25 protein-coding genes are annotated in these 25,851 nt (G+C 64.7%); 7 read left to right on the top strand and 18 right to left on the bottom strand.

Translation table 11 applies throughout. The annotated features are described in order from the left end of the window. Positions 1-7 precede the first annotated feature (7 nt). Positions 8-943: an arginase gene (gene rocF, locus JJ959_RS06650; protein ID WP_292881166.1), complete on the bottom strand. Its 936-nt coding sequence runs from the start codon at positions 941-943 to the stop codon at positions 8-10. A 147-nt stretch (positions 944-1,090) separates the two neighbouring features. Here rocF and JJ959_RS06645 point away from each other — a divergent pair, with 147 nt between their 5' ends. Further along, on the top strand, positions 1,091-1,534 hold the full coding sequence (locus tag JJ959_RS06645) for an Lrp/AsnC family transcriptional regulator (RefSeq protein WP_292881164.1): 444 nt from the start codon (positions 1,091-1,093) through the stop codon (positions 1,532-1,534). A gap of 95 nt (positions 1,535-1,629) precedes the next feature. Then, positions 1,630-2,790, top strand: coding sequence for a mandelate racemase/muconate lactonizing enzyme family protein (locus JJ959_RS06640; RefSeq protein WP_292881161.1), 1,161 nt, complete (start codon positions 1,630-1,632; stop codon positions 2,788-2,790). 8 nt (positions 2,791-2,798) lie between these two features. Here the strand turns inward: JJ959_RS06640 and JJ959_RS06635 are convergent, their stop codons facing one another. The 6 genes from JJ959_RS06635 to JJ959_RS06610 form a co-directional block, all read right to left on the bottom strand. Beyond that, a complete protein-coding gene (locus tag JJ959_RS06635; RefSeq protein ID WP_292881158.1) occupies positions 2,799-3,518 on the bottom strand; it encodes a hypothetical protein in 720 nt (239 codons plus the stop codon). A 71-nt stretch (positions 3,519-3,589) separates the two neighbouring features. Then, positions 3,590-4,552, bottom strand: coding sequence for a pirin family protein (locus tag JJ959_RS06630; RefSeq protein WP_292881155.1), 963 nt, complete (start codon positions 4,550-4,552; stop codon positions 3,590-3,592). A gap of 115 nt (positions 4,553-4,667) precedes the next feature. Further along, a complete protein-coding gene (locus tag JJ959_RS06625; RefSeq protein WP_292881152.1) occupies positions 4,668-5,396 on the bottom strand; it encodes a GntR family transcriptional regulator in 729 nt (242 codons plus the stop codon). Positions 5,397-5,428: 32 nt separating this feature from the next. Then, positions 5,429-6,712 (bottom strand): TRAP transporter large permease, encoded by a 1,284-nt coding sequence (locus tag JJ959_RS06620; RefSeq protein ID WP_292881150.1) that lies wholly within the window; start codon positions 6,710-6,712, stop codon positions 5,429-5,431. Between the two features lie 6 nt (positions 6,713-6,718). Then, on the bottom strand, positions 6,719-7,165 hold the full coding sequence (locus JJ959_RS06615; protein ID WP_292881147.1) for a TRAP transporter small permease: 447 nt from the start codon (positions 7,163-7,165) through the stop codon (positions 6,719-6,721). Positions 7,166-7,208: 43 nt separating this feature from the next. Then, complete coding sequence (locus JJ959_RS06610) at positions 7,209-8,189, bottom strand: C4-dicarboxylate TRAP transporter substrate-binding protein (protein WP_292881144.1); 981 nt, start codon at positions 8,187-8,189, stop codon at positions 7,209-7,211. Positions 8,190-8,360: 171 nt separating this feature from the next. Here JJ959_RS06610 and dusA point away from each other — a divergent pair, with 171 nt between their 5' ends. Both dusA and JJ959_RS06600 read left to right on the top strand, forming a co-directional pair. Continuing rightward, on the top strand, positions 8,361-9,419 hold the full coding sequence (dusA, locus tag JJ959_RS06605; protein ID WP_366816923.1) for a tRNA dihydrouridine(20/20a) synthase DusA: 1,059 nt from the start codon (positions 8,361-8,363) through the stop codon (positions 9,417-9,419). 61 nt (positions 9,420-9,480) lie between these two features. Next, on the top strand, positions 9,481-10,116 hold the full coding sequence (locus JJ959_RS06600) for a pyridoxamine 5'-phosphate oxidase family protein (RefSeq protein ID WP_292881141.1): 636 nt from the start codon (positions 9,481-9,483) through the stop codon (positions 10,114-10,116). Between the two features lie 3 nt (positions 10,117-10,119). Here the strand turns inward: JJ959_RS06600 and JJ959_RS06595 are convergent, their stop codons facing one another. The 7 genes from JJ959_RS06595 to JJ959_RS06565 all read right to left on the bottom strand — a co-directional run bounded on the left by JJ959_RS06595 (position 10,120) and on the right by JJ959_RS06565 (position 17,302). Next, positions 10,120-11,289, bottom strand: a complete 1,170-nt coding sequence (locus tag JJ959_RS06595; protein ID WP_292881139.1) for an MFS transporter — start codon at positions 11,287-11,289, stop codon at positions 10,120-10,122. Positions 11,290-11,311: 22 nt separating this feature from the next. Then, entirely contained in the window at positions 11,312-13,012 is a 1,701-nt protein-coding gene (locus JJ959_RS06590) for an iron ABC transporter permease (protein WP_292881136.1), read from the bottom strand. Positions 13,013-13,098: 86 nt separating this feature from the next. Then, positions 13,099-14,112, bottom strand: a complete 1,014-nt coding sequence (locus JJ959_RS06585; protein ID WP_292881133.1) for a Fe(3+) ABC transporter substrate-binding protein — start codon at positions 14,110-14,112, stop codon at positions 13,099-13,101. A 113-nt stretch (positions 14,113-14,225) separates the two neighbouring features. Continuing rightward, entirely contained in the window at positions 14,226-15,362 is a 1,137-nt protein-coding gene (gene modC, locus JJ959_RS06580) for a molybdenum ABC transporter ATP-binding protein (protein ID WP_292881130.1), read from the bottom strand. Positions 15,363-15,368: 6 nt separating this feature from the next. Next, positions 15,369-16,046: a molybdate ABC transporter permease subunit gene (modB, locus tag JJ959_RS06575; protein WP_292881127.1), complete on the bottom strand. Its 678-nt coding sequence runs from the start codon at positions 16,044-16,046 to the stop codon at positions 15,369-15,371. Further along, a complete protein-coding gene (modA, locus tag JJ959_RS06570; protein WP_292881124.1) occupies positions 16,043-16,843 on the bottom strand; it encodes a molybdate ABC transporter substrate-binding protein in 801 nt (266 codons plus the stop codon). The genes modB and modA overlap by 4 nt, the downstream gene beginning before the upstream one ends. 93 nt (positions 16,844-16,936) lie before the next feature. Next, positions 16,937-17,302 carry a LysR family transcriptional regulator gene (locus tag JJ959_RS06565; RefSeq protein ID WP_292881122.1) on the bottom strand — a complete coding sequence of 122 codons (366 nt, stop codon included), beginning with the start codon at positions 17,300-17,302 and terminating at the stop codon, positions 16,937-16,939. Positions 17,303-17,379: 77 nt separating this feature from the next. Between JJ959_RS06565 and JJ959_RS06560 the strand changes: the two genes are divergently transcribed. Continuing rightward, positions 17,380-18,168, top strand: a complete 789-nt coding sequence (locus JJ959_RS06560) for an enoyl-CoA hydratase (protein ID WP_292881119.1) — start codon at positions 17,380-17,382, stop codon at positions 18,166-18,168. A gap of 9 nt (positions 18,169-18,177) precedes the next feature. Here JJ959_RS06560 and JJ959_RS06555 read toward each other — a convergent pair whose 3' ends face one another. Next, positions 18,178-18,639 carry a GNAT family N-acetyltransferase gene (locus tag JJ959_RS06555; RefSeq protein ID WP_292881117.1) on the bottom strand — a complete coding sequence of 154 codons (462 nt, stop codon included), beginning with the start codon at positions 18,637-18,639 and terminating at the stop codon, positions 18,178-18,180. Positions 18,640-18,825: 186 nt separating this feature from the next. Between JJ959_RS06555 and JJ959_RS06550 the strand changes: the two genes are divergently transcribed. Continuing rightward, positions 18,826-21,045: a PAS domain-containing sensor histidine kinase gene (locus JJ959_RS06550; protein ID WP_292881114.1), complete on the top strand. Its 2,220-nt coding sequence runs from the start codon at positions 18,826-18,828 to the stop codon at positions 21,043-21,045. Between the two features lie 99 nt (positions 21,046-21,144). Beyond that, positions 21,145-22,149 carry a peptide antibiotic transporter SbmA gene (gene sbmA, locus JJ959_RS06545; RefSeq protein WP_292881112.1) on the top strand — a complete coding sequence of 335 codons (1,005 nt, stop codon included), beginning with the start codon at positions 21,145-21,147 and terminating at the stop codon, positions 22,147-22,149. Positions 22,150-22,162: 13 nt separating this feature from the next. Here sbmA and fhuB read toward each other — a convergent pair whose 3' ends face one another. The 3 genes from fhuB to JJ959_RS06530 are packed head-to-tail and all read right to left on the bottom strand — an operon-like array spanning position 22,163 to position 25,851. Beyond that, positions 22,163-24,136, bottom strand: coding sequence for a Fe(3+)-hydroxamate ABC transporter permease FhuB (gene fhuB / locus JJ959_RS06540; protein WP_292881109.1), 1,974 nt, complete (start codon positions 24,134-24,136; stop codon positions 22,163-22,165). Then, complete coding sequence (locus tag JJ959_RS06535) at positions 24,136-25,071, bottom strand: ABC transporter substrate-binding protein (protein ID WP_292881106.1); 936 nt, start codon at positions 25,069-25,071, stop codon at positions 24,136-24,138. Before JJ959_RS06535 ends, fhuB begins: the two co-directional genes overlap by 1 nt. 12 nt (positions 25,072-25,083) lie before the next feature. Further along, positions 25,084-25,851 carry an ABC transporter ATP-binding protein gene (locus tag JJ959_RS06530; RefSeq protein WP_292881103.1) on the bottom strand — a complete coding sequence of 256 codons (768 nt, stop codon included), beginning with the start codon at positions 25,849-25,851 and terminating at the stop codon, positions 25,084-25,086.

The raw sequence follows: 25,851 nt of genomic DNA, 5'->3' as shown, positions 1-25,851 counted from the left end.
AGTTGTCTCAGAAAGGTCTGGTCGGCCGGTCCATGACCTTGCGGCCGAAGAGGCTCGCGGTCAGGTCGACCATGAGACGGGCGGTCTTGCCGCGCTCGTCGAGAAAAGGGTTCAGCTCCACGAGGTCGAGCGAGCAGACGCGGCCGCAATCGTTGAGCTTCTCCATGATCAGGTGGGCTTCGCGGAAGGTGGCGCCGCCCGGAACGGTGGTGCCGACCGCCGGCGCGATCTCAGGGTCGAGGAAGTCGACATCGAGGCTGACATGGATGACCCCGTCCGCCGCCTCGACACGGCCGAGGAAGTCGTTCAGCAGGACGCTGACGCCGCTCTCGTCGATCGCGCGCATGTCGAGTACTTCGATCGGACTGTCGAGCAGGGCGTGATGTTCCGCCGGATCGACCGAGCGGATGCCCATCATGGTGATGTTTTCCGGTTTCACCGACACCTCCAGCGGCGGGAAGTAGCCGTCAAACCCTTCGCGGCCGGTGAAATAGGCGGCCGGCACGCCGTGCAGGTTGCCGCTCTCGGTGCTGTCGAGGCTGTGAAAGTCGGTATGGGCGTCGAGCCAGAGGAGGAACAGCTCGCGTCCCTCCTCGCGCACCGCCTTGGCGATGCCGGGAAGCGTGCCCGCCGCGAGCGCGTGGTCGCCGCCGAGGAAGATCGGCGTGCGGCCGCCCTGCTTGGCCTCGTAGGCGGCTTCGGTCAGCGACTGCACCCAGCCGGCGGTTTCCGTCAGGTTCTTGATCGCCCTGTTCGGATGCGTCAGCTCCGGCAGCGGTGCGGCGGCGCAATTCCCGAGATCCTCGACCGTATGGCCGAGACTCTGCAGTGCCCGGCCGAGCCCGGCGGTGCGGAAGGCGTCCGGCCCCATGAGGCAGCCTGGCTGACCGGCCCCGATCTGCACGGGGGCGCCGACGAGAACACAAGAACGGGGATCGATCATTGACTGCTCCACTCTGTCGATCAGAACGCGCCCGCCGACAAACCTGTCGAACTATGCGGGCAAGGCGATGGCGCAAAAAAGATAGCAATTCGCGCAAAATGGTAGATTATATGATCAAAACGAGAAGCAAAAGTGACGTTTTGATCAATGGACGCGATCGACGAGAAACTCATCGCCGCACTCCGGCGGGACGGCCGCGCCGGGATCTCGGAGCTCGCCGCTGTACTCGAGGTCTCCCGCGCGACGGTGCGCAGCCGCCTCGAGCGGCTGGAGCGTGACGGGCATATCCTTGGCTATACCGTCGTGCTGCGGGGCGATGCGCAGGAACTGCCGGTGCGCGGGATCATGCTGATCGAGATCGAGGGGCGCGGGACGGAAAACGTTGTGCGCCAGCTGACGGGCATTGGAGCTGTCGGCGCGATCCATTCGACCAACGGACGGTGGGATCTGATCGCAGAGATCGGCGCCGAGACGCTGACGGATTTCGATGACGTGCTGCGCCGGATCAGGTTGATCGAGGGCATCGCCAATTCGGAAACCAACCTGTTGCTGGCAACCCGGCGCAGTGCGCGGGCGGCGCGGGCGGGGTAGGGAGGCGGATTTAATTTCCCCGCGGAACGGACTAACCTCGGCCTGTCAGGGAGGCGGCAAGACCTCCCGGCCGGACAGTGGAGGGAACGCCGCATATGAAGATCACCGCAATCCGCAGCCATGTGCTGCAATACGATCTCGAAGAAGAACTCGGCTATTCCCAGCAATATTACCTGAAGCGGACGGCCCACCTGGTCGAGATCTCGACCGACGAGGGGCTCACCGGCTGGGGCGAGTGTTTCGGCGGCGGCGACATCGCTTTCGCCAACAAGGCGATCGTCGAGCGGGTGATCCAGCCGATGGTGCTCGGCATGGACCCTCTGGCCCGCGAGGTGATCTGGCACAAGGTCTACAATCTGCTGCGCGACCACGGCCAGAAGGGTATGCCGCTGCAGGCGCTCTCCGGCGTCGATATCGCGCTCTGGGACCTTGCCGGAAAGGTCCACGGCGTGCCGCTCTACCGCCTGCTCGGCGGCGCCTTCCGGGAGCGCATCCCGGTCTATGGCTACGGCATGATGCTGCAGCGGGTGCCGGACCTGAAGGAGCGCTTCGCCGCCGACAGCCAAGCGATCCGGGATGCCGGCTACAAGGCAATGAAAATGAAGATCGGCATCGATCCGAAGACGGATATCGAGCTGGTCGAGACGGTCCGCAACGCGATTGGCGACGATACCGGGCTGATGGTCGACGCCAACCATGCCTACACGGCGCGCGAGGCTATCCCGCTCGGGCGCGAGCTGGAGCGGCTAGGCGTGGCCTGGTTCGAGGAGCCGGTGGCGCCAGAAGACAAGCAGGGTTACCGCGATCTCTGCACCGCGCTCGACATGCCGATCGCCGGCGGGGAGGGCGAGTTCACGCGCTGGGGCTTCCGCGACCTGATCCGCGAGCGCTGCGTCGACGTGCTGCAGCCGGAGGTCTGCGGGCTCGGCGGAATCACCGAATATCTGAAGGTCCGGGCGCTCGCCGAGGCGCATTTCCTGCCCATCGTGAACCATGTCTGGGGCTCTGCGGTGGCGGTCGCGACCAACATGCATCTGCTGGCCGCGCTCCCGGACCTTCCGGGCGGCGCGCATCCGGTGCAGCCGATGCTGGAATACGACACCACGCCGAACCGCTTCCGCGAGGAACTGCTGACCGAACCGCTCCGCGTCGGCGAGCAGGTCAAGGAAAGCGGCGGTACGGTCGCGCTTCCGGGCGGACCGGGGCTCGGCGTCGAGCCGGATCCGGATTTCCTGAAGCGCTTCTCGGTCAGCTGACCCGTCCGTCAGCCGCCGAATTGCGTCATCGGGCGATAGCGGATCAGGTTTGTGTCGATCCTCTCGGCGACACTCGCTTTCATCGCCTCGACGTTCCCCGCAATCCCGAGGTTCCAGCTGTTCGCGCGGATCCGGCTGTATTTCTGCGTATCGAGGTCTCTCAGATATTGCCCGGAAGCGAGCACCACGTCGCCGACATATAGAACCTCGCCCGCTTCGACGTGAAACACCGGAACGCCCTCGCGCAGCTTGTCCTCCTTGACCGACCGGACGATCGTGGTGCGGTTGATCGAGCGGACGATCTGGCGATCCAGGAACCAGTCGCCCGGCGTCACTTCGACGATGGCGTAATTCGTGGCTCCGAAGCGTTCTTCCGGATCGGGTAGGCTGAGAAGTGTGTTCGGCTTGCTGAGCGGAACCGGAATCAGCTCGGGCGAGGGATCTTCAAGGATGAGTTTGTCCAGATCCTCGCCGGTCGCCGGGTCGTAACGCCTGAAAGATGCGGACGCTTCGGAGAGGACGGCGGGGACGCGCAGCGGAAGGGACACAACCTCGATCTTGTCGCCTCGGCCGGCCGGTCCGAAATTGGGAACCAGGAACGCACCGCCGACGATCACGATGGCCTTGCCGGGAGCGGGGCCGCCTTTGAAGGTGCTTTGGGTTGAGATCGCGCAGGCGCTCAAGAGAGCGCAGAGCAGCAGCGCGGTGAAGCGCTTGAGAGCAGGCATGGGACCCCCGGTCGAGATTTCGCGAAGGCTAGTCCGGTACCTGGAGGCCTGCAACTATTGCGGTCTGTCGCTCAGTCGAAATCCCGCCCGCCAACGGCTCTGCGCGGCCGCCCTTTGCCCTCCGGCAGAGGAATGAATTCTTCCTCGTCTCCCGGTACGGTTTCGAATCGGCCGCGGCGCCATTCCTCCTTGGCCTGCTCGATCCGCTCCAGCCGGGAGGAGACGAAGTTCCACCAGATATAGCGCGGCCCTTCCATCGGCTCGCCGCCGAACAACATGAAACGGCTGTCGGATGCGGCGCGCACCGCGGCGGGGATGCCGGGGTGGAGAATCAGCAATGTGCCCGGCCCGTGCCGGTCGCCGTCGACCTCGATCTCGCCGGTGAGCACATAGAGCGCGCGCTCCTCGTGGCTCGCTTCCACCTGGTAGGCGCCGCCGCCGCCGAGTTTGATGTCGGCATAGAGGGTTTCCGACGCGGTCCGGAGCGGCGAGCTGACACCGTGAAGCGAACCGGCGATCAGGTGCATGGAGAGCTTGCCGTCGGTGATGGAGGGAATCTCGCTCTCGGCGTAGTGCAGGAAATCCGGCGGCGTTTCCTCCTCCGCTTCCGGAAGCGCGACCCAGGTCTGCAAGCCGAACAGGCGCTGGCCGGTTTTCCGCAGGTCTTCGGAGGTGCGTTCGGAATGAACGATACCGGTCCCGGCCTTCATCCAGTTCACCGCGCCGGGACGGATCGCCTGTTCGGTCCCGAGGCTGTCCCGGTGCAGGATCTCGCCTTCCAGAAGATAGGTTACGGTGGCGAGATTGATATGCGGGTGCGGGCGCACGTCGATGCCCTCGTCGGTCAGGAACTCCGCCGGGCCCATCTGGTCGAAGAAGATGAACGGGCCAACCATCTGCCGCTTCACGCTCGGCAGTGCGCGGCGAACTTCCATCTCGCCGAGATCGACCGCGCGCGGCACGATGACGGTCTCGATGGCGTCGCAGGCGGCCTCGTCGCCAAGGACCGGGTCGGGGCAGGGGCTCCAGCTCATTCTCGTCTCCGCTTGCGTCTTCCAAGTGTTCGCAGAGTCAGGTGAGCCTCCCGGATGAGAAAACCAGTGCCGTCAGGTGAAAGGATTGTTTCCGCTGGCGGCCGCCGAGGAAAAGTCAGTCCCGTTTTTCGAAATGATCCGGATGCGCCTCGATGATTGCGGGGATCGAGGCCATGGTTCCGGACAGGTGCTCGCGGACCTGCAGTTCGACCTCGTCGATATCGCCGGCGGTGATCGCCGCAAGGATACGCTCATGCAGGTCGAGGACCTGTGCCATCTTGCCCGGATCCGGCAGGTTGAGGGTCCTGAGCCGGTCGATATGGCCGGAGCGTCCGGAGATCAAATGCCAGAGCGAGGCGACGCCCGCCGCCTGGAAGAGCGAGAGATGGAACAGCCGGTCGAGCGCGGTGAATTCCGGAATGTCGTGATCCTCGCCCGCCATCTTCTGCATCTTGAGGACCCGGATGGTCGGCAGCAGCAGATCCGGGTTGCCTGCCTTGGCGAGGGTCTTCGCGACTTCGATCTCGACGCTGATGCGAAGGAACTGGGTCTCGCGCGCCTGCTCCGTGTCAATCCGGGTCACCAGCGTCTTGGACTGGGGATAGGAGACGACCAGCCCTTCCTGCTCCAGCTTCAGGATCGCCTCGCGAACCGGGGACTGGCTGACCTGATGCTCTCTGGCGATCTCGGCACGCGAGAGGACCGTGTCCGGCAGCAGCTCGAGCGAGATGATGCGGGCCCGGAGCCGCGCATAGACCCGCGCGGCGGCCGTGCCTTGCTGGCTCGGGGCCGTCAGGTCGTCTGACGCCTTGATCAGGGCTTCGGACAGGGAACCGAAGTTCATGCAATTACCTCGTTCAAGCGCACTCCAGAGACCTACATAAGCCGTCCCGGCATGAAAAGCGAAAGCGCCGGGAAAGCGACCAGCATCAGCAGGAAAACGAAGAGAGCCAGGAAATAGGGCGCCGACGCTTTCGTGAAGGCGCCGGTCTTCACGTCGAGAATACCGCAAACCGTGAACATGATGACGCCGACCGGCGGGGTCAGGCCGCCGATATTGATCAGCGTGACCATGAGGATGCCCATATGGACCGGGTCGAACCCTGCCTGCACCAGCACCGGCAGCACGATCGGCGTGACCAGCAGGATGTTCGCCGCGCCCTCGAGAAACATGCCGCTGACCAGCAGCAGCAGGAGCACGAGGGCGAGGATGAAGAACGGTTCCGAGGTGACCGTGGTGACCATCGCCGCGATCTGTTGCGGCCCCTGCTCGAGCGTGACCGCGTATCCGAGCACCGCGGCCATCATGATGAGCAGCATGACCATGCCGAGATCTGTCACCGTGCTCCGGATCGCCTCGTAGAGTTTCGCCAGCGTGAGTTCCCGGTAGATCACGGTCCCGACGAAAAGAGCGTAGAACACCAGAAAGGCGCCGGCCTCCGTGGCGGTGAAGAAGCCAAAGCGGAAGCCGACGATCAGAATCACCGGGAAGGCGAGGGCCCAGACGCTTTCCTTGAAACTCGCCCAGAGCCGTGCCGTCGTCGGCAGTTCCTTCATGTCCGCGGCATAGCCGTTCCGCCGGGCAACGATCCAGGCGGTCAGCATCAGCGTTGCGGTCAGCAGGATGCCGGGCACTACGCCTGCGAGGAACAGGCGCCCGATCGAGACCTCGTTGATGAAGCCGAAGAGGATCAGCCCTATGCTGGGCGGGATTGTCGCCGTAATGATGGAGCCGAAGGCAAGCACCGCGGCGGTCGCGGCTCTTGAATAGCCGCCCTTGGAAATCATGCTCGGGCCGAGCAGACGCGCTTCCATCGAGGCGTCGGCGACGGCGGAGCCGGAAATCCCGCCCATCATCAGGCTGAGGACGATCGAGACCTGGCCGAGACCGCCGGCAAGCCAGCCGGTCAGGAGGCGCGCGAAGGTGATCAGCCGCTCTGTGATGCCGGTCGAGTTCATCAGGTTGCCGGCGAAGATGAAGAACGGCACGGCGAGGAGCGGAAAGCTCTGCGTCGCGGTCACCATCTTCTGGATCGCGACCGTCGGCGGCATCGTGCCGGTCAGGACGAAGACCGGAAAAGCGGCGAGCGCCAGCGCGAAGGCGACCGGCAGTCCGCTCAGCAGGAAGAGAAGGAAGAGCGCCGCAATGAGGGTCAGCATCGGAGGTCAGGCCTTGCTTCGGACACGTTGGAGAAGCTGTGTGGCGAGCGTGCGCATCATCAGCGCGAAACCCACCACCATGCTGGCGTGAAAGTAGGAGCCGGGGATCTGCAGCGCGCCGTCGAGCCGCGGATGCATCAGGATGGTGTTCTTCCAGGCGAAGCGGATCAGGTAGCCGAACAGTCCGATCATCACCAGGAGATTGAGGACCTCGATCACTCTCCGGGCACCCGGCGGCACATTGTCGAGCAGCAAACCGATGCCGAAATGTCGGTCGTGCTGCAGGGCGAGATCGATCGAGAGGATGCAGAGCCAGAGGAACAGCAGCTGCGCCACCTCGATCGACCAGATGATCGGCGATCCCGTCGCCCGGGCGACGGAGGCGATGCCGACCAGAAGCACCACGGCGACCAGCAGCAGCGCGGCGCAGGCATATTCAATTCGTCTCAACATGGGGCCGCCTTTTGTTTCAGCCTGCGCCGCGCGAACCTATGACTTAGCGTCCGAGAACCTTGTTCACGATCGCGACTTCCTTGTTGAGGTTGAGTAGCTCGTAGACGCCCGCGACCGCTGTCTTGTAGGGCGCGAGATCGGTTTCCGAGATCGTGACGCCGCTCGCGGCGACGTCGGCCAGCGCCTTCTCGCCGAGATCGATGGTGAGCTGCGAGGCGTAGCGGCCGTTCTCCACGGCGAGATCGCGAACGATCTTCTGGTTTTCCGGCGAGATCTGGTCCCAGGCCTCGGCGGACACCACGAGCGCGGTCACGAGCTGGATGTGGCCGGTCTTGGTGACATGCTTGATGACTTCATAGAGCTTGGCGCCCTTGATCGCCGTCGGCTGCGCCTCGGCGGCATCGATCACGCCCATCTGCAGAGCGGAATAGACCTCGCCCCAGGCGATCGGGGTCGGCTCGGCACCCATGGCGCGGATGGTCTCGATCCAGATCGGCGCCCCGATGGTGCGCATGCGCACGCCCTTGAGGTCCGCCGGTCCCGAGATCGGCTTCTGGGTCAGCGCGTGGCGCGGGCCCTGGTACCAGTTGGAGGCCAGCATCACGAGGCCGGACTTCTCCTTCAGCGTGTCGCCCCAGGCGAGATATTCCTCCGACAGCGCGAACTTGTCCGCCTGGTCGTAAGTGTCGAAGAGGAACGGCGCCGACATGATGGCGAGAGACGGCACGAAGCTGGAGAGCCGCGCCACGTCGGTCACGGTGCCGACATTGGCGCCCGCCCGGGCCTGATCGATCATCTCGGTGGTGTCGCCGAGCTGCGAGCTGTGGAAGACCTGCACCTGGACTTCGCCCTTGGTTGCGGCCTCCACCTCGGATTTGAACTTTTCGAGCCCCCGGCCCATCGGATCGTCCGGCGCGAGAACGGTACCGATGCGAAGGGTCGTGGCCGCGAATGCGGGCATGGCGGTACCGACGCAGATGGCGGCGGCCGCGCAGAGTCCGAGCAGTTTCCTTGAAAAGGTCATTTGATCCTCCCTGTGGATTATTAAGATGTTAAATCATCTAATATATTAGTTTGTGTGGCATGCTATTTTCGCCTCCGGGGCACTGTCAACTGGTTTTCGAGTAGCCTCGAGGCTCCGCGCTGCTCCACCAGCGAAGCGTCCGCAGCTACGGGGTGCGAGAAGTGGGCGAAGATGCTAAAGAAGGCGCCGCGTCGGGCGGGGTGCCGCCCGATCGAGAGACTTGACGCCGCCTCCGTGGAAGAGATGCAGAACGACCAGATGCACCGTATATCCGTCGCGCCGATGATGGACTGGACCGACCGGCATGACCGCTATTTCCTGCGGCTGATCAGCCGGCGGGCGGTGCTCTATACCGAGATGGTGACGACCGGCGCGCTGCTGCACGGCGATACCGCTCGCTTCCTGCGTTACGACGATACCGAGCATCCGGTGGTCCTGCAGCTTGGCGGCAGCGAGCCGGAGGCGATGGCCGAATGCGCCCGCATGGCCGAGGCCTCAGGCTATGACGAGGTCAACATCAATGTCGGCTGTCCGAGCGACCGGGTGCAGTCCGGCAGTTTCGGCGCTTGCCTGATGCGCGAGCCGGATCTCGTCGCGCGCTGCGTCGCGGCGATGAGCGCGGCGGTCTCCATCCCGGTCACGGTCAAGTCGCGCATCGGGGTCGACGATCAGGTGCCGGAGGAGGTCCTGCCGGACTTCATCCGCCGGGTCAGCGATGCCGGATGCCGGCATATCATCATCCATGCCCGCAAGGCGTGGCTGCAGGGCCTCAGCCCGAAGGAGAACCGGGACGTCCCGCCGCTCGACTATCCGCTGGTCCATGCGATGAAACAGGCGCGGCCAGACCTCACGGTTTCGATCAATGGCGGCATCCTGAGCCTTGACGAGGCGGAGCGCCAGTTTGCCCATGTCGATGGCGTGATGATCGGGCGCGCGGCCTATCAGACGCCCTGGATCCTCGCCGATGTCGACCGCCGCTTTTATGGCGAGACCGGTGCGCCTACGGATCCGTGGGAGGTCGCAGAGGCGATGGTGGACTATGCCGGCGCCCGGATGGCGGAAGGCGTGCCGCTGAAAAGCATCACCCGGCACATGCTCGGCCTTTTCCAGGGCCGCGCCGGTGCCCGCGCCTGGCGGCGGCATCTCTCGGAGAACGCCCATCTCGACGGCGCCCGCCCGGAGGTGATCCGGGAGGCGGCCGCGCTGGTTCCACGGCAGGAAGCCGCCTAGCCTGAGCCGGCCATTCGGTGTTTGATGCACGTTCGGGCTGACGACACGTGCAGGCAATTCAATGAATGTTTTCGAAGACCGCGCCTTCTTTCACGAAGGCATGCGCGACTGGCAGGACCGCTTCGACGGCCGGCGTACGGCGGAAGCGATCGAGAAGAACCGAAAGCACTATGCGTTCTGGGAGGACGAGATCGCGTTCATTGAGGCGGCGCCGTTCTTCTTCATCGCCTCGACCTTCGAGGACTATGTCGACTGCAACATCAAATCGGGTGATCCGGGTTTCGTCAAAATTGTCGGGCCCAACATCCTCGAATATCCCGAATATGACGGGAACTCGATGTACCGCACGGTCGGGAACATTGCGAAGAACCCGAATGTCGGGCTGCTCTTCGTGGCTTTTGACGGAAAGAGCCGGCGTATCCGCGTCAACGGCAAGGCGGAGGTCCTGACCGACAGGGAAGCACTCGACCGGCATTACGGGGCCAAGATGGTCCTCCGCATCGAATGCGAGATCTATCCGAACTGTCCGCGCTACACGCCGAATCTGGCCGATCGCGAGCCGTCGCCGCACGTGCCGAGGGAAGGCGAAGGCACGCCGCCGCCGCCGGAATGGAAAACCCGTGACTACATCAGGCAGATCCTGCCCGAAGGCGATCCGCATGCGTCGCTGGTCAATAAGGACCCGGATGCGGAGTGACGGCTAGCTGCGGGCTGGCGCCTTTCGCTTCAGGATGAACAGACCGGGCAGGGCGAGGAGCGAACACAGCCCCATCGCATTGTATGCCGCAGGCCCGAAACTCTCGTAGAGCGTCCCGGCGAGCGGCATCATCGCGCCCATCAGGACTCCGCCGGTGAGAGCGTAATAGAGGCTCTGGCCGGTGGCGCCCACATTATCCGGGATGTTCCGTGCGAGATAGGCCATCGCGCCAAGATGGGCCGCCCCGAAAGTCAAAGCGTGCAGGCATTGCAGCGGGACCAGCAGAACCGGGTCGTTGGTGAGCGGGGTCAGCGGCCAGCGCAGGATCCCGCCGACGGCCGCGATCGCAAGATAGCCGAGCGGCCCGACGCGGTGGACGAAACGGCCGGCGACTGCGAAGAGCAGGACCTCCGCCACCACGCCGACTCCCCAGAGCATTCCGATCGTGCTCTCGTCGAGTCCGGCCGCGCGCCAGGAGATCGAGCCGAAGGCGTAATAGACCGCGTGGCTGATCTGAAGCAGTCCGGCCGTCGCGACAAAGAGCAGGAAATCCGGCCGGGCGAGCAGACCGAGCGGGTTTGCGCGCGCTACGCTGGCCGTGCGCGGTGCTTCCGGCATGGCGATGCAGGAGAGCAGCATGAGCGCGACCGAGCCGCTTGCGATCCAGATCACCCAGTCAGGGTCGCGTCCTGTCAGGAAGGCTCCCGTCGCCGTGGTGCCGAGAATGAAGCTGATGGAGCCCCAGAGCCGGATGCGTCCGTAATCGAGGCCGGTGTCGCGGATCGTGCGCAGGGTGATGTTCTCCATCACCGGCAGGATCGGATTATGCGTTGCGTAGAAGAGTCCCGCGAGAAGCGCGATCGGCCAGAATCCGGCGGCGCCGTTCATGGCGAGGCAGGCCGCGAGGGCTACGAGAGCGAGCACGATGCAGAGCCTGCGTCCGGCGCCGCGCCGGTCGGCGATATGCGCGACAAGTGGATGCGCGACCATCTTGACCCAGAAGACCGCCGCCATAATCGAGGCGATCTCGATTGCGCTGAGCCCGCGATGGTCGAGCCAGACCGGCCAGAACGGCATCAGCACGCCGAAGATCAGGAAGAAGGCGCCATAGAAACCGGAGAGGCGAAGGAACAGAATCCGGCGGTCCGGTGCGGCGGCACTCTCGGCAGACATGCTGCGTCTTTCGGAGCCGGCCTCAGACGGATTGGCGATGTCCGGGCCGGGAAGCGGAGATCGCGCGGCTCAGGACTATCACCGGCAGGATACCCGCGGCAACGATGGCGAGGGCCGCGAGCGCGCATTGTTCCAGCAGTTCGTCCGAGGCGTACTGGTAGACATAGGTCGCGAGTGTCTGGAAATTGAAGGGGCGCAGGACCAGGGTCGCCGGCAGCTCCTTCATGGTGTCGACGAAGACGAGCACGATGGCGGTCAGCAAACTGCCCCGGATCAGCGGCAGATGCACCTTGCGCAGGGTCGCGAAGGGCCCGTGACCGAGCGCGCGGGCGGCGAGATCCATGTTCGGCGTCACCTTGCCGAGGCCGGCCTCGACCGCTCCGAATGAGATCGCCATGAAACGGACCATGTAGGCGAAGACCAGAGCGGTGGTGGTGCCGCTCAGCAGGAGGCCGGTCGGAAAGCCGAACTGCTCGCGCGAGAAGGCATCTATCGCGTTGTCGAGCGCACCGGCCGGAATGAGGATGCCGATCGCCAGCACCGCGCCCGGAATGGCGTATCCGACGCTCGCGAGGCGGGAGGCGAAGCGCACGCCGCGGCCGGGATTGAGGCGGACGGCATAGCCGAGCAGAACCGCGGCGGCGACCGTGGCGACGGCGCTGATCAGCGAGAGCTTCAGGCTGTTCTCCGCATAATGCAGAAAGTCCGCTGTCCAGGACTGCTCGAAATACTCGTAGGCGTAATAGCCGAGGACCGAGGCCGGCACGACGAAGCCGAGCAGGATCGGCAGGGCACAGGCCAGAATAGCGCCGGCGCGCTTCGCGCCGGTGAGCCGGTAGCCGGGCAGGGCGCGCACATGGGTCGAGGTGTGATGGAAGCGCTGCCGGGCGCGGGAACTGCGCTCGATCCAGATCAGGCCGATGACGAAGACCAGCATGACCAGCGCGATCTGCGCCGCGCCGCCGGGATTGCCCATGAAGAACCAGGTGTCGAAGACGCCGCGGGTCAGGGTGCGGACGGCGAAATAGTCGACCGTCCCGAAATCGTTCAGCGTCTCCATGAGCGCGAGGGTCAGGCCGACGACGATGGCCGGACGGGCGAGCGGCAGCGCGACGGTGAAGAAGGCCCGCCATGCGGTGGAGCCGAGGGTGCGGCTGACCTCCAGCACGCAGACCGACTGCTCGAGGAAGGCCGCGCGCGCCATCGCGTAGACATAGGGATAAAGCACCAGCGAGATCATCGCGATCGCGCCGCCCATGGTGCGGATGTCGGGGAACCAGTAGTCGCGTTTGGTCTCCCAGCCGAACACGGCCCGGAGCCCGGTCTGCACCGGCCCGGCGAATTCCAGAAGGTCGGTATAGGTATAGGCGATGACATAGGCCGGTACCGCGAGCGGCAATAGCAGCGCCCACTCGAAGAAGCGGCGGCCCGGAAAGCGGCAGCTCACGACCAGCCAGGCGGTGCCGGTGCCGACCAGAACGACGCTGACGCCGACGCCGGTCATCAGGATCAGGGTGCTGGAGAGGTAAGTGCCGAGGACGGTGGAGAAGAGATGCGGCCAGATATTTTCCGCCGGATTGAAGGCGATCCAGACGAGGGCCGCGATCGGCGCGACCACGAGCGCGGCAAGGGCGAAGGCGGCAAGCAGCCACGGTCCGCCGCCGCTATGCCGGACCGGCCGGGCCTCGTCGATGACGCTATGCGCGGAAAATGCCTCGTCCATCGGGACTCCTCATGCCTCCGGCCCGAACGCCCAAAGGCCCGCGCTATGGCGCGGGCCCGGGCTCTCGGATCCGAAAGGGAAGGCGTTTAGTCGTTATAGCCGACCCGGTCCACCATCATGATGGCTTCCTTGCGGAGCTCGGCGACCTCCGCGAGGCTCAGCGTGTCCGACTTGAACTCGCCCCAGGACTTCACTTCAGGGAGCCATTCCACTGTCGGGTTTACCGGGTATTCGAAATTCTGCTCGGCATAGAGGGTCTGCCCCGCGCCGCTCAGGAACTCCATCAGTTTCAGGGCGTTCGCCTTGTTCGGCGCCGACTTGGTCATGGAGACGCCGGAGATGTTCACATGCGTGCCGCGGTTCTCCTGGTTCGGGAACACGAGATAGACGGAGTCGGCCCAGGGCTTCTGCTTCTCGTCATGCAGCATCTTGCCGTAGTAGTAGTGATTGCCGACCGCGATATCGCATTCGCCTTCCTTGATCGCCTTGACCTGCGCCCGGTCGTTGCCCTGCGGCTTGCGAGCGAGGTTGTCCTTCACCTTGGACAGCCAGGCTTCCGCCTCGTCCTTGCCGTGATGGGCGATCATCGAAGCGATGAGGGCGACGTTGTAGACGTGCTTGCCGCTACGGGTGCAGAGGCGGCCCTTCCACTTCGGGTCGGCGAGATCCTCGTAGCTGGTGATCTCGCCCGGCTTCACCCGGTCCTTCGAGGCATAGATGATGCGGGCGCGCGTGGTCATGCCGTACCAGAGCCCGTCCGGATGGCGGAAGTTCGCCGGGATGTTCTCTTCCAGCGTCGGGCTGGTGACGGGCTGGGTGACGCCCGCATCGACGGCGTCGTTCAGCTTGCCGATATCGACGGTGAAGATCAGGTCCGCCGGGCTGTTGTCGCCCTCGGCCTGGACACGTTCGATGAGCCCCTTGTCGGAGAAGACGACGTTGACCTTGATCCCGGTTTCCTTGGTGAAGGCGTCGAACAACGGCTTCACCAGGAATTCCTGACGGTAGGAGTAGACGTTGACTTCCTCGGCGGCGTTCGCGGCGGGCGCTAGCATGGACGCGCCGATCAGGCCGAACAGGATTTTCTTCAGGTGGGCCACGTAGTTTCCCCTAGTTCTATTAATGAGAATTAGTCTCAATTTCTTTAGAGATGCGTGAAGCGGTGGCTGTGGTCAAGTCCGAAATCAACGGAGTGCGGAAGATCACAGGCACGTTATTCGGTTGGAATGATTCCAGATTGCTCGGTGCTGCCGCGCTTGCCCCCGCCCGGGATGAGCCGGCGGTCGACGGCACTGCTCTTGATCAGGGCAAAGACTTCCCGGCCTGGTGCGAGGCCGAGACGGACGACGCTCTCCCGCGTGATGCGGGAACGCAGACCGGTTCCCTCCAGGTCCATCAGGACTTCGGCGAAGGCCCCTTCCTCGATGAAGATCTCCGAGATGCGGGCTCGCAACGCATTGCGGATGCTGATCCCCGCGGGTTCCTCCGTTGCGATCGAGACATCGCGCGCGCGGATGCGGACCCTGACGATGGTGCCGGTTTCGGCATCGATATTCGGCATGCGCAGGACCTGGGTGCCGATCGCGAGGTCGGTCATGGCGAATTCCGCGTCCTGGCCGACGACGGGCCCTTCGAGGATCACGCCCGCCTCGAACCGTCCCATCATCGGGCCGAGATCCATCCGCTGCATGACGTCCGGCACGGCGCCCTGGGCGGCGACAGTCCCGCCCCGGATGAGCAGCATGTGGTCGGCGAGGCGGCTGAGTTCGTCGATCGAATGGGTGACGTAGAGCACCGGGATGTCCATCTCTTCCCGAAGCCGTTCGATATAGGGCAGGATTTCCATCTTGCGCCGGAGATCGAGGGCGGAGAGCGGTTCGTCCATGAGCAGGAGCCGCGGCCGCGAGACAAGCGCACGGCCGATGGCGACGCGTTGTGTCTCGCCGCCGGACAGATCTTCAATCCGGCGGTGGAGCAAGGGGGCGAGATCGAGCATGTCGACGATCTGCTCCCGTGTCGGATCTTTCCGGTCCGGACGCGCCCTGCGGGCTGCGTAATCCAGGTTTCCAGCGGCCGTCAGGTGCGGAAACAGACGGCTGTCCTGGAAGACGAAGCCGATGCCGCGCCTGTGCGGGGGAAGGAAGATCCCGCGCCGGTCGTCCTGCCAGACCTCGCCCGCATGCTCGACATAAGTATCGGTGCCCCGCTCCAGTCCCGCCGCCAGCCTCAGTAGTGTCGTCTTGCCATGTCCGGAGGGCCCGAAGAGGCCGACGATGCCGGCGAGCGGTGTCGAGACGTCCACGTCGGCGGCGAATTCCGGAAAGCGGATGGTGCTGCGGAGAATCAGCATGGCGCTTTACCCGGCTCTGACCGGCGAGCGCCGGTTCAACAGCGTGACCGCCAAGAGAACCAGGAAAGAGAAGACCAGCAGCCCGACCGAAAGCCTGTGAGCCTCGTCGTACTGCAGGGTCTCGACATGCTCGAAGATCGCGATGGAGATGACCCGGGTCCGCTCGGGAATGTTGCCGCCGACCATCAGTACGACACCGAATTCCCCGATGGTGTGGGCGAAGGTGAGGACGATTGCGGTCAGATAGCCGCGCAGCGCGATCGGCGAGGCGACAGTGAGGAAGGCATCGAACGGCGAGGCACCGAGCGTGGCCGCCGCTTCCATATGCTTGTTGCCGACGGCCTGGAAGGCGGTTTGCAGCGGCTGCACGGCGAAAGGCAGAGAATAGACGATGGAGGCGATCAGCAGGCCCGCGAAGGAGAAGGCGAGACTGTCGCCGGTAAGCGCGACCCAGGCGCTCCCGAGGCCGCCGGCGCGACCGAGCAGGATCAGCAGATAGAAGCCGAGCACGGTCGGCGGCAGGACAAGCGGCAGGGCGACCGCCGGCTCGACGATCCAGCGCAGCCGAGAGCGGGTGTGCGCCAGCCACCAGGCGAGCGGTGTCGAGAGCAACAGCAGGATGACGGACGTCGCGCCTGCAAGCTTCAGGGTCAGCAGGATCGCGGAAAGGTCGCCGTCGCTCATGGGCAGCCCTCGGCCGGTGCGTATCCGGCGGTCCGGACCGCGGTGCAACCTTCGGGATCGGTAAGGAACGCAAGGAATGCCGTCGCAGCGGGATTGTCCTTGCCGCGGAGCAGCAGGACTGCGTCCTGCCGGATCGGCGTGTGCAGTTCCGCCGGAACGACCCAGTGGCTTCCTTGCAGCCCAGCGGGCGCGTCCTGGAGTTGGGATAGTGCGACGAAGCCCGCCGATACGCCTCCGGAGGCGGTGATCTGGAACGCCTGTGCGATGTTCTGTCCCATCACGATCCGGTCGCGAAAGCCGTCCCATAGCCCCATCGCTTCGAGGCTCTCGCGGGCGGCCAGCCCGTACGGCGCAAGTCTCGGGTTCGCTAGCGCTATCCGTCCGTCCATATCAGAGGCGAGAAAGGCCGCACCGTCCGCGGGTATCCTTTTCGGATCCGGACTCCAGAGCGCGAGCTGTCCGGTCGCATAGGTGAAGGGCTTTGCCGCCGCCTGATGTTCCGCGAAGAGCAGCGCCGGGCGGTGCTGGTCTGCGGCAAGCAACACGTCGAACGGGGCGCCCTGACGGATCTGTGCATAGAGCTGCCCGGTCGACCCGGTTGCGATGACCAGTTTGTGACCGCTCCGGCGCTCGAAAATTTCGGCCAGTTTCTGCGCCGTCGAGGTGAAATTGGCTGCGACGGCCACAGTGCCTTGTCCGGCGTGGGCATCGCAGGCGAAGGCCCCGAGGGCTGCGGCCAGTCCGAGAATGCGGCAGATCAGATGCCGGGCGACCCTGCCGGAAAGACGGAAATGCATGAATGGTCTCGTAACCGGTAACTGGTGCTCAACGGGATGTCGATATATTCATTCGGATACATCGCAGCGTCAAGCGCCCGGCCCAGGCCTTTGCTAATCCCGATTCCCGGCGAGAAGTCCGCGCAAACGCTCGATCTCGGGTGCCAGCACCTCGACTGCACGCGCCTCCATCTGCCGATAGCAGGCCGCGACCTCTTGTCCGAGCTTCGTCAGCCGCGCTCCTCCGCCGCTGCTGCCGCCCTTCGCGGTCTCGACCAGCGGGGCGGAGAAATGCGCGTTCATCTTCTGCACCAGAAGCCAGGCGCGCCGGTAGCTCATGTTCATCTGCCGCCCGGCCTTGCTGATCGAGCCGGTCTCGCCGATGGCCTCGAGAAGGTCGGCCTGGCCGGGGCCGATGGCGACATTCTCGTCCAAGACGACGCGCAAGCGTGGACCGAGGGTTTTGTTTCCTGCTTTCATGGGGGCGACTTTGCCACGGAGTCCTCCGTGGCACATCGGCAAAATCGAAAGACCGCAAGGGTCAAAGGGGAAGCGTAATGACGGGCGCAACGGAAGATCTCATTTACGAGGTGAAGGACGGGATCGGCTGGATCACCTTCAACCGGCCGCAGGCGCGCAACGCCTTCACCTTCGCGATGTACGCGGCGGTGGCGGAGATCTGCCGCAACGCGCGGGCAGGCGGCGATGTGGCCGCGATCGTGATGTCCGGCGCAGGCGACAAGGCCTTTGCCGCCGGGACCGACATCGGCCAGTTCAAGGATTTCTCCGGCGCCGACGACGCGCTCGCCTACGAGGCGAACGGCAACAAGATGATGAACGATATCGAGCGCTGCGAGGTGCCGACCATCGCTGCGATCCACGGTGCCTGCACCGGCGGGGGGGCCGCGATCGCGGCCGCCTGTGACATCCGCATCGCGGCAGAGGATCTGAAATTCGGGTTTCCGATCGCGCGCACCCTCGGCAATTGCCTTTCGAATGAGAATCTCCGCCGCCTCTCCTGGCTGGTCGGGCCGGCGCGCGTCTCGGAGATGCTGCTGACCGCCCGCCTGATCGAAGCCGCGGAGGCCAAGGCGATCGGGCTGGTTTCGGAGGTTCTGACGGACAAGGCGGCAGTGATCGAGCGCGCGGCGGCGCTCGCCGGAACGATGAAGGGACATGCGCCGATCACCATGCGGGTTACCAAGGAGGCGCTGCGGCGGATCAAATCCAGCGGCGGCGTCCCGGACGACCACGATCTGATCGTTGCGGCCTATACCAGCGCCGATTTCCGCGAGGGCATGTCCGCCTTCCTGGAGAAGCGCAAGCCGAACTGGCAGGGCCGCTGATCGAAGCTGTCAGGCCGCGAGCTCGCGCGTCATGAAAGTACTGTACGGATCGAGCTTGTAACTGCCGAAGGGCGGGCACTCCGCGAAGCCATAGCGCTGATAGAGTGCCCGCGCCGGAGCGAAGGCCTCCATGGACCCGGTTTCGAGACTGATCCGGGCATAGCCCCGCGCTTTCGCCTCTTTGAGTATGTGTTCCAGTATGGCCCTGGCGACGCCCTTGCCGCGGTGCCGGGCGGCGGTATGCATGGACTTCAGCTCGGCATGTTCCGGCGAAAGCTCGCGCAGAGCGCCGCACCCGAGCAGTTCGTCGCCCTCCCAGGCGCTCCAGAAGGTGATGTCCGGCGCGCGCAGTCCGTCGAGGTCGAGAGCGTGAACGCTCTCCGGCGGGGAGTGGGCGTTCCCGTGGTCGAGATGCGCACTCAGCAGCGCGGCGATTTCGCGGCCGGTCAGATCGTCAACGCGGATATGCATTCCACAGTCCTCTCGCAGCCTTTCCGGAAAGCCTATCAATCCTGCGGGCAATTGCTCAAGGTCCCGAACCGGCGGCCACGTCCCCATAGTCCGGATGAGTGACAAGTCTGGTATTCCGGCTTATATTTCAATAAATTGTCGGTTCGTAATCCAGAACCAGTCGCGCGATCGGTGGGCTACCTCGACATGGCGATATCTCTGCAGACGGCAGTCCTCAGCGCGATGGTCGGGACCTTGCTGCTCGCGGCGGCGCTTACCTATCTTCGGACCTTGCCCAACGCGCCACGCGGTTTGGGTTACTGGGCCGGCGGATTCTGGGTCCATGTCTCCGGATATGCCTGTACCGCGTTCATCCAGCCTCCGCTCCAATCACTGCTCGGCGAAATTCTTCAGGCTGCCTCGGCTATCCTGATTCTGGCGGGGACCGCTGTCTTCATGGGGCGGAGTGTTCGCCCGCCACTGCTCGTCGTCGGCATATCCCTCGTGGCCTTCTGGGCGCTCTTCGGGGCGGTCGCCGAGCTTGGTTTCGTGCTCCGGACGCTGCCGGTTTTCATGCTGTCGGGCGGCGCTCTACTGCTGACCGCATGGCTGCTGTGGCGGAGATCTTCTGTCGGGCGCCTCGGAACGGGATACCGCGTCGTGAGCGTCGTCTTCGTGCTCTGGGGACTGCATCGGCTCGACTATCCGTTCCTGCGTCCGGTCGAGTCCTTCGCGCCTTACGGCTTCATCCTCGCCGAAGTGCTTGCCATAGCGGCAGCGGTCGGTCTCATGCTTGTGGCGCAGCACAGTCTCATGGAAAAAGCCGAGGCGGAAGGCGCGGCGCGCAACCTCGCCGACAAGGCGCTGCGCAAGCAGTTGGACATCCAGCAGAGCATCATCGATGCGGTCTCGATCCCGATTTTCCTGAAGGATTCCGACGACAGGATCATCAGCGCGAACCGCGCGTTCGCGGAGCTGTTCGGCAGATCGTCCGCCGAGATTCTTGGCGTCTCCGTCACGGAGATATGGAACGATCCGGCCGCCGACAAGATCTTCCGCATCGCAGATGGTTCTCTTGGCCGCGGGGAGTCCGAAGTCATGGAAACCCAGCTGACGCTGCCCGGCAAGGAAAGCCGAGACTACGTGGTCTCGAAAGTGCCGCTCCTGATCGACGGGGGCGAGCGCCCGGCGATCGTCGGCGTCCTGCAGGACATGACCGACCGCAAGCGGGCGGAACGGCAGTTGTACGAGAGCGAGAAACGCTTCCGGGATTTTGCCGAGTCGTCGTCCGACTGGCTTTGGGAAACGGATGTCGACGGGCGCTTCACCTACTTCGCCCATGGAAGCGCGAACTATAGCGGTCATGTTCCGGAGACAAATCTCGGTAAGACCCGCTTCGAGGCGACCATCGAGGATCTGACGTCGGAAAAGTGGCGCGCGCATATCGCCGATATCGAGGCGCGGCGCCCGTTCAGCGGTTTCCGCTATCTCCTGCGCGGAGACGACGGTCACGATGTCGCGGTGGTGATCAACGGCATACCGATCTTCGACGACGATGGCGCGTTTCTCGGCTACCGGGGCACCGGCAGCGACGTGACCCAGCAGCGCGAGGCCGAGATATCGCGGGACCGGGCGCGCCTCGAAGCCGAGCGCGCGAACCGCGCCAAGTCCGAGTTCCTCGCCACGATGAGCCACGAGTTCCGGACCCCGCTGAACGCCATCCTCGGTTTCAGCGAGATGCTGGCGAAAGAGGTCCTTGGGCCCCTCGGAAAAGACGGTTACCGGGACTATGCGGAGGCGATCCACGACAGCGGGGCGCACATGCTTGCCCTGGTGAACGATATTCTCGACATTTCGGCCATCGAGGCCGGCAAACGGACCTTCGCCAAGGAGGAGATCGCCGTTCTCGACATGCTCAAGGAATGTACGGTCGAGGTCTCCACGATCGCGGCGGACAAATCGATCAATCTCGAGGTCGGCGTTCCGAGCGAGCGGCTGACCGTTCTGGCCGACACGCGGTCGGTCCGGCAGATCGTTCTCAATCTGCTGTCGAACGCCGTGAAATTCACGCCGGAAGGGGGCTGGATCCGGGCGACTGCAAAACCGGATCGCGGCGACATGGTCGCGATTTCGGTCGAGGACAACGGTGAGGGCATCGCCCCGGAACGGCTTCCGACCATTACCGACCCGTTTTCGCAGTCAGGCCATCACCCGCACCACAGCCGGGAGGGGACCGGACTTGGTCTCAGCATCGTGAAATCCCTCGTGGAGGCACATTCGGGCGAGTTCAAAATCGAGAGTACCCTTGGGGTGGGCACGAAGGTGACCGTTTGGCTGCAGGCCTCACTCGGCCCCAACCTGGCCATTGCGGAGCATAAATATGCTGGCCCGAAGGCATTGCCCGAGGAGAATCCGGGCGAGGCATAGAAACGGCCTTCTCGCTGTCTGAATGGCGGTGCCGGTTGTTCTTCGCCGATACAGCCTATACATCCACAAAACTGAACTCTTTCGAGAACGGATAACCAGATGTTTCGATCCTTCTTTCTGACCCGCGAATGGGCGATCTGGGCGTGGGTCGGCATGGCGATCATCTTCGGCGGCACCTGGTATCAGGTTCAGCTCGACGTACAGATCAACGAGTGGTTCGGCGGTTTCTACGACATGGTGCAGAAGGCGCTGGCCGCGCCAAACAGCATCACGATCGGGGAGTTCTACAAATTTCTCCTCACCTTCGGACAGATCGCGGGCATTTATATCTTCGTCGCCGTGATGCTTGGTTTCTTCACCAAGCACTGGGTGTTCCGGTGGCGCCAGGCGATGAACAATTTCTACATGGGGCACTGGCGGCATCTGCGGCACATCGAGGGCGCGAGCCAGCGCGTTCAGGAAGACACCAAACGGTTCGCGAACATCATGGAGTCGCTTGGCAGCAATCTGCTGGATTCCCTGATGACGCTCGTCGCGTTCCTGCCGATCCTTTGGGAACTGTCGAAAAAAGTGAAGGAAGTGCCTTTCTTCGGAGAGGTCGATCACGCGCTGGTCTATGTCGCGATCCTGTTCGCCCTCTTCGGCACCGCGGTTCTGGCGGCGGTCGGGGTGAAGCTCCCGGGCCTCGAGTTCAACAACCAGAAGGTCGAGGCGGCCTATCGCAAGGAACTGGTCTATGGCGAGGACCATGAGGAACGCGCCGATCCGCCGACCGTGCGCGAACTCTTCCAGAACGTGCGGCGAAACTATTTCCGCCTGTTCTTCCACTACATGTATTTCGACGTCGCGAAGTGGAGCTACCTGCAGTTCGGCGTGCTGGTGCCTTATATCGCGCTGGCGCCGACCATCGTCGCCGCCGGGATCACGCTCGGCGTCATGCAGCAGATCGTCCGCGCCTTCGGCCGCGTCGAATCCTCCTTCCAGTTTCTGGTCCGCAGCTGGAGCACGATTGTCGAGTTGATCTCGGTCTACAAGCGTTTGCGGGCCTTCGAGGCGCAGATCGGAAGCGCGCGCCAGGTTCCGCAGCCGGAGGCGGCGGACTGATGCGGGTGCGGCGTCAGAGCCCGCGCCGCCGGAGCAGCGAAAGCAGTAGCAGCACGAACAGATAACCACCGCCGATCAGCGCGGCGACAACGCCTGCCGGAAGCTGGTTCGGATAGGCGACGAACCGGCCGGTGACCTCGGCGGCCACCAGAAGGATCGCGCCGAGTGCGGTGGCGGCAACGAGTTGCTGTCCCACCCTTCGCGCCCCGAGCATGGTTGCCGCGTGCGGCGCCAGGAGGCCGATGAAGGAGATCGGGCCGACCCATGCGACGACGCTGCCGGCTCCCGCGGCGACGAGCGTTAGCAGAATGCGCCGGGCGGGGATCACGCCGACACCCCTTGCCGCCGCCATGCCTTCTCCCAGGGACAGCAAGGTCAGCCAGCGCCGTAGCGCGAATGTGAGGCCGAATATGGCGACGGCGGTCGCGCACAGAGTCGCGGCGCCGGGGGGCGAGGCCAGGGAGGTCGCGCCGGTCTTCCAGGCAAGCAGGTCGTAGGCTTCCTCGCCGGCGCGTGCCATTGCGAACTGGATCATCGCGTCGAGCAAAGCCGCGAGGGCGATGCCGGTCAGGATCAGGATCGCCGGCGGAGTTTCGCTCCGCTGCCAGAGGAAGGACAAAAGGATCAGCACCGCAAACGCGCCGAGCGCCGCGCTCGGGATCGCGATTTGAGCGGCCGGAAGTCCGAGAAACACGACTCCGCCGACCGCAACGAATGTCGCGCCCGCGGTGACGCCGAGCACGTCGGGACTGGCGAGCGGATTGCGCAGCAGGCGCTGCAGGATGACGCCGATGGTGGCAAGCAGGGCGCCCGCGCCGGCGGCTGCGACCACGCTTGGCCAGCGCAGGGCGAGGATCATGCCGCGGATCCGCTCCGACTGGTCTCCGATCCAGACGGGGCCGTCGGGCGAGGCGCCGAAGCCGATAGCGAGGGCGAGGGCCGCGAGTGCGGCTGCGCAGAGCGTGGGAATGAGCAGGCGAGGGCAGTGCTCCAGCCCCCATGCCATGTGGAAACCGCCCGCTGATTCCGGTCTGAGCTGCCTGAAGGCGACCAGGATCAGCACCGGCGCCCCGATCAGTGCCGCGCTGGATCCGCTCGGGATCAGGGTGCGCGACCAGTCGTTCAGGGCGACCGGGATGGCGTCGGTCAGGGCAAGGCTCGCTGCGCCGACGAGGGCGCCGAGCAACAGCGAGGGCACGACCGCCCGGACCCCGAGCAGGCGGACCACGTTTGGCGCTATCAGGCCGATGAAGCCGATGGCGCCGACCACCGCGATCGAGGCGGCGGTCAGCCAGACGGCGAGGCCGAGCAGAGCGATCACCAGCGGCAGCACCGCAAGGCCGCGGGCTTTGGCGGCGTCCTGGCCCAGCCGCATGATGGAGAGTGGCCGGGCAAGGGCGAGCAGAAGGATCGCTCCGGCAGCGATCTGCGGCGCCAGCCACCGCGCGTCGGCCCAGCCCGTCTGCGTCAGATCCCCGGCGGACCAGACGAAGACAGCCTGTACGGAATCGCCGTTGAGCAGCGCAAGGATCAGGGCCGCCCCGCCGAGAAACAGGTTGGTCGCCATCCCGACGACGATGACGACGATCCCGTCCATCCGCGCGAGACCGGATACGGTGAGTACCAGTGCCGTCACCCCGAGACCGCCCAAGAGGCAAATCCAGACACCATGCCGGGCCGCGAAATCAGGCCAGAACACGGTTGCGACCATCAGGGCGAGCCAGGCGCCGGCAATGGTGCCGAGGGTCGAGGGAGAACCGAGCGGGTTACGGGTGATCTCCTGCATGGTGCTGCCGGCGAGGCCAAGCGCGGCGCCGACGAGGAGCGCCATCGCGATGCGGGGCAGCTCGGAACTCCAGAACAGGATGCCGGGCAGGCCGCTGCCGTCCAGCAGCGTGGCGGCGGTCAGGCCGGCAGGATAACCGGCGGCGAGATGCAGAGAGGATCCCCCGACCAGCAAGCCCAGGACGATGAGATACGGCCGCATCAGTTTTGGCCGGCCAGCAGGGCTTTCGTGATCTGTTGGGCGATGCGGCCGATCGAGAGCGCCCCGCCATAGGTCCAGAGCGTCGGCAGGGTGCGGAATCGTCCCGCCTTCACGAAAGGCATCTCCCGCCAGAGCGCGGTGTCAAACAGCTGATCGCCTTTCGGGAAGGGCTCCATATGCATGACGTAGCCGTCCTCGATTTCGGCCAGCGCGGTGACCGGCTTGAAGGCGATGCCCCAGCGCGAGTTCTCGATCGGATAGCCGGTCTCGAGACCGAGCGCGTCCATCGCCGCTTCCGGCAATCCGTTGGTGCCTGAAATCACGACGCGTTTGTCGTCGATGAAGCGCACGATGGTGAGTTTCGGCGCGCCATCCGGAAAGGCGGCGGAGACCTCGCGCTTCAGCCGTGCGAGCTCCGCGTCCATTTCCGCCAGTTTCCTCTCCGCCAGGTCGCGGAGGTCAAAGAGTGAGCCGAGTTCGAGGAAATTGGCGCGGACGGACGCTTCGTTGTCGTGATCCTTGCTGAAAAGTTCGAAATGCAGCGTCGGTGCAACGGCTTCCGCATGGTCGGCATAGTTTCCCTGCTGGCCTCCCAGCAGCAGCAGGTCCGGCTGCAGGCCGAGGATGCGTTCGAGATTCGGAGTCTCGCGTGTGCCGACATTAACGGAAGCCTTCGGGATCGGCGGGTAAGCGACCCATTGGGCGTAACCCTCCGGATCGGCCACCCCGACCGGCGTGAGGCCCAGTTCGATAAGCTGTTCGGTCAGCGTCCAGTTGAGCGAAACGACCCGCTGAGGAACGGAAGAGAAGCTGCGCGGGCCGCGCGAGTCCGTGATCGTCTTGACGTCACCGGCAAGGAGGGTTGCCGGGAAAGCCGTGGCGCCGGCGGAGGCCAGCAGGCTCCCGAGGAAAGCGCGTCGTGCGAGGGGGCACATGCAAGGGTCCTGTCAGTCGCTGAGCGCAACGAGACGGTCGTCGCGCGGATGCCGCGTGATGGAAAAGGGATGGCCGAACAGTTCACGAAGGCGGGCGCCGTCCAGCAGTTCTTCCGGCGCTCCGTGAAAGGCGAGCCGTCCCTGTTTCAGGGTGATGATCTCGTCCGCATAGCGCGCAGCGAGATTGATGTCGTGCAGGATGGCGACCACGCCGATCCCTGTTTCGCGGTTCTGCCGCGCAAGATGGCTCACGACCTCCACCTGATGGGCGGTGTCGAGCGCGGAGACCGGCTCGTCGAGCAGGATGCAGCTCGCGTCCTGCGCCAGTGCCATGGCGATCCATCCACGCTGGCGCTCGCCACCGGAAAGGTGGTCGACCAGCGTGTCGGCGAATTTCTCGACATTCATCGCCTTCAGGCAATCCTGAACGATGCGGTCGTCCTCCTGGCGCCAGCGGGCGAAGGGGCCGCGCCAGGGGTAGCGCCCGAGGGTGCAGAGGGCGCGGGTATCGAGCCCCGGTGCTTCCGGAAGATTTTGCGGCAGATACGCGACCGTGCGGGCGAACTCCGACTGCCCGTATTGTTCGATCGGCTTGTCCTTGAGGAGAACTTGACCGCTCCCGGCGCGATGCTGACGTGCGAGGACCTTCATCAGGGTCGATTTGCCCGATCCATTCTGCCCGAGAATGACGGTAAACCGGCCCGGCGCGATGCGAAGCCGTTCGAGATCGAGGACTGTCCGTTTCCCGTAGGTGACCCTGAGGTCGCTGATCCTGAACAT

Origin of the sequence: Nisaea sp. (assembly GCF_017640745.1) — a bacterium.
Classification (GTDB): domain Bacteria; phylum Pseudomonadota; class Alphaproteobacteria; order Thalassobaculales; family Thalassobaculaceae; genus Nisaea.
The sequence above is the reverse complement of the archived record's forward strand: the minus strand, read 5'-3'. Positions and strand labels throughout refer to the sequence as shown.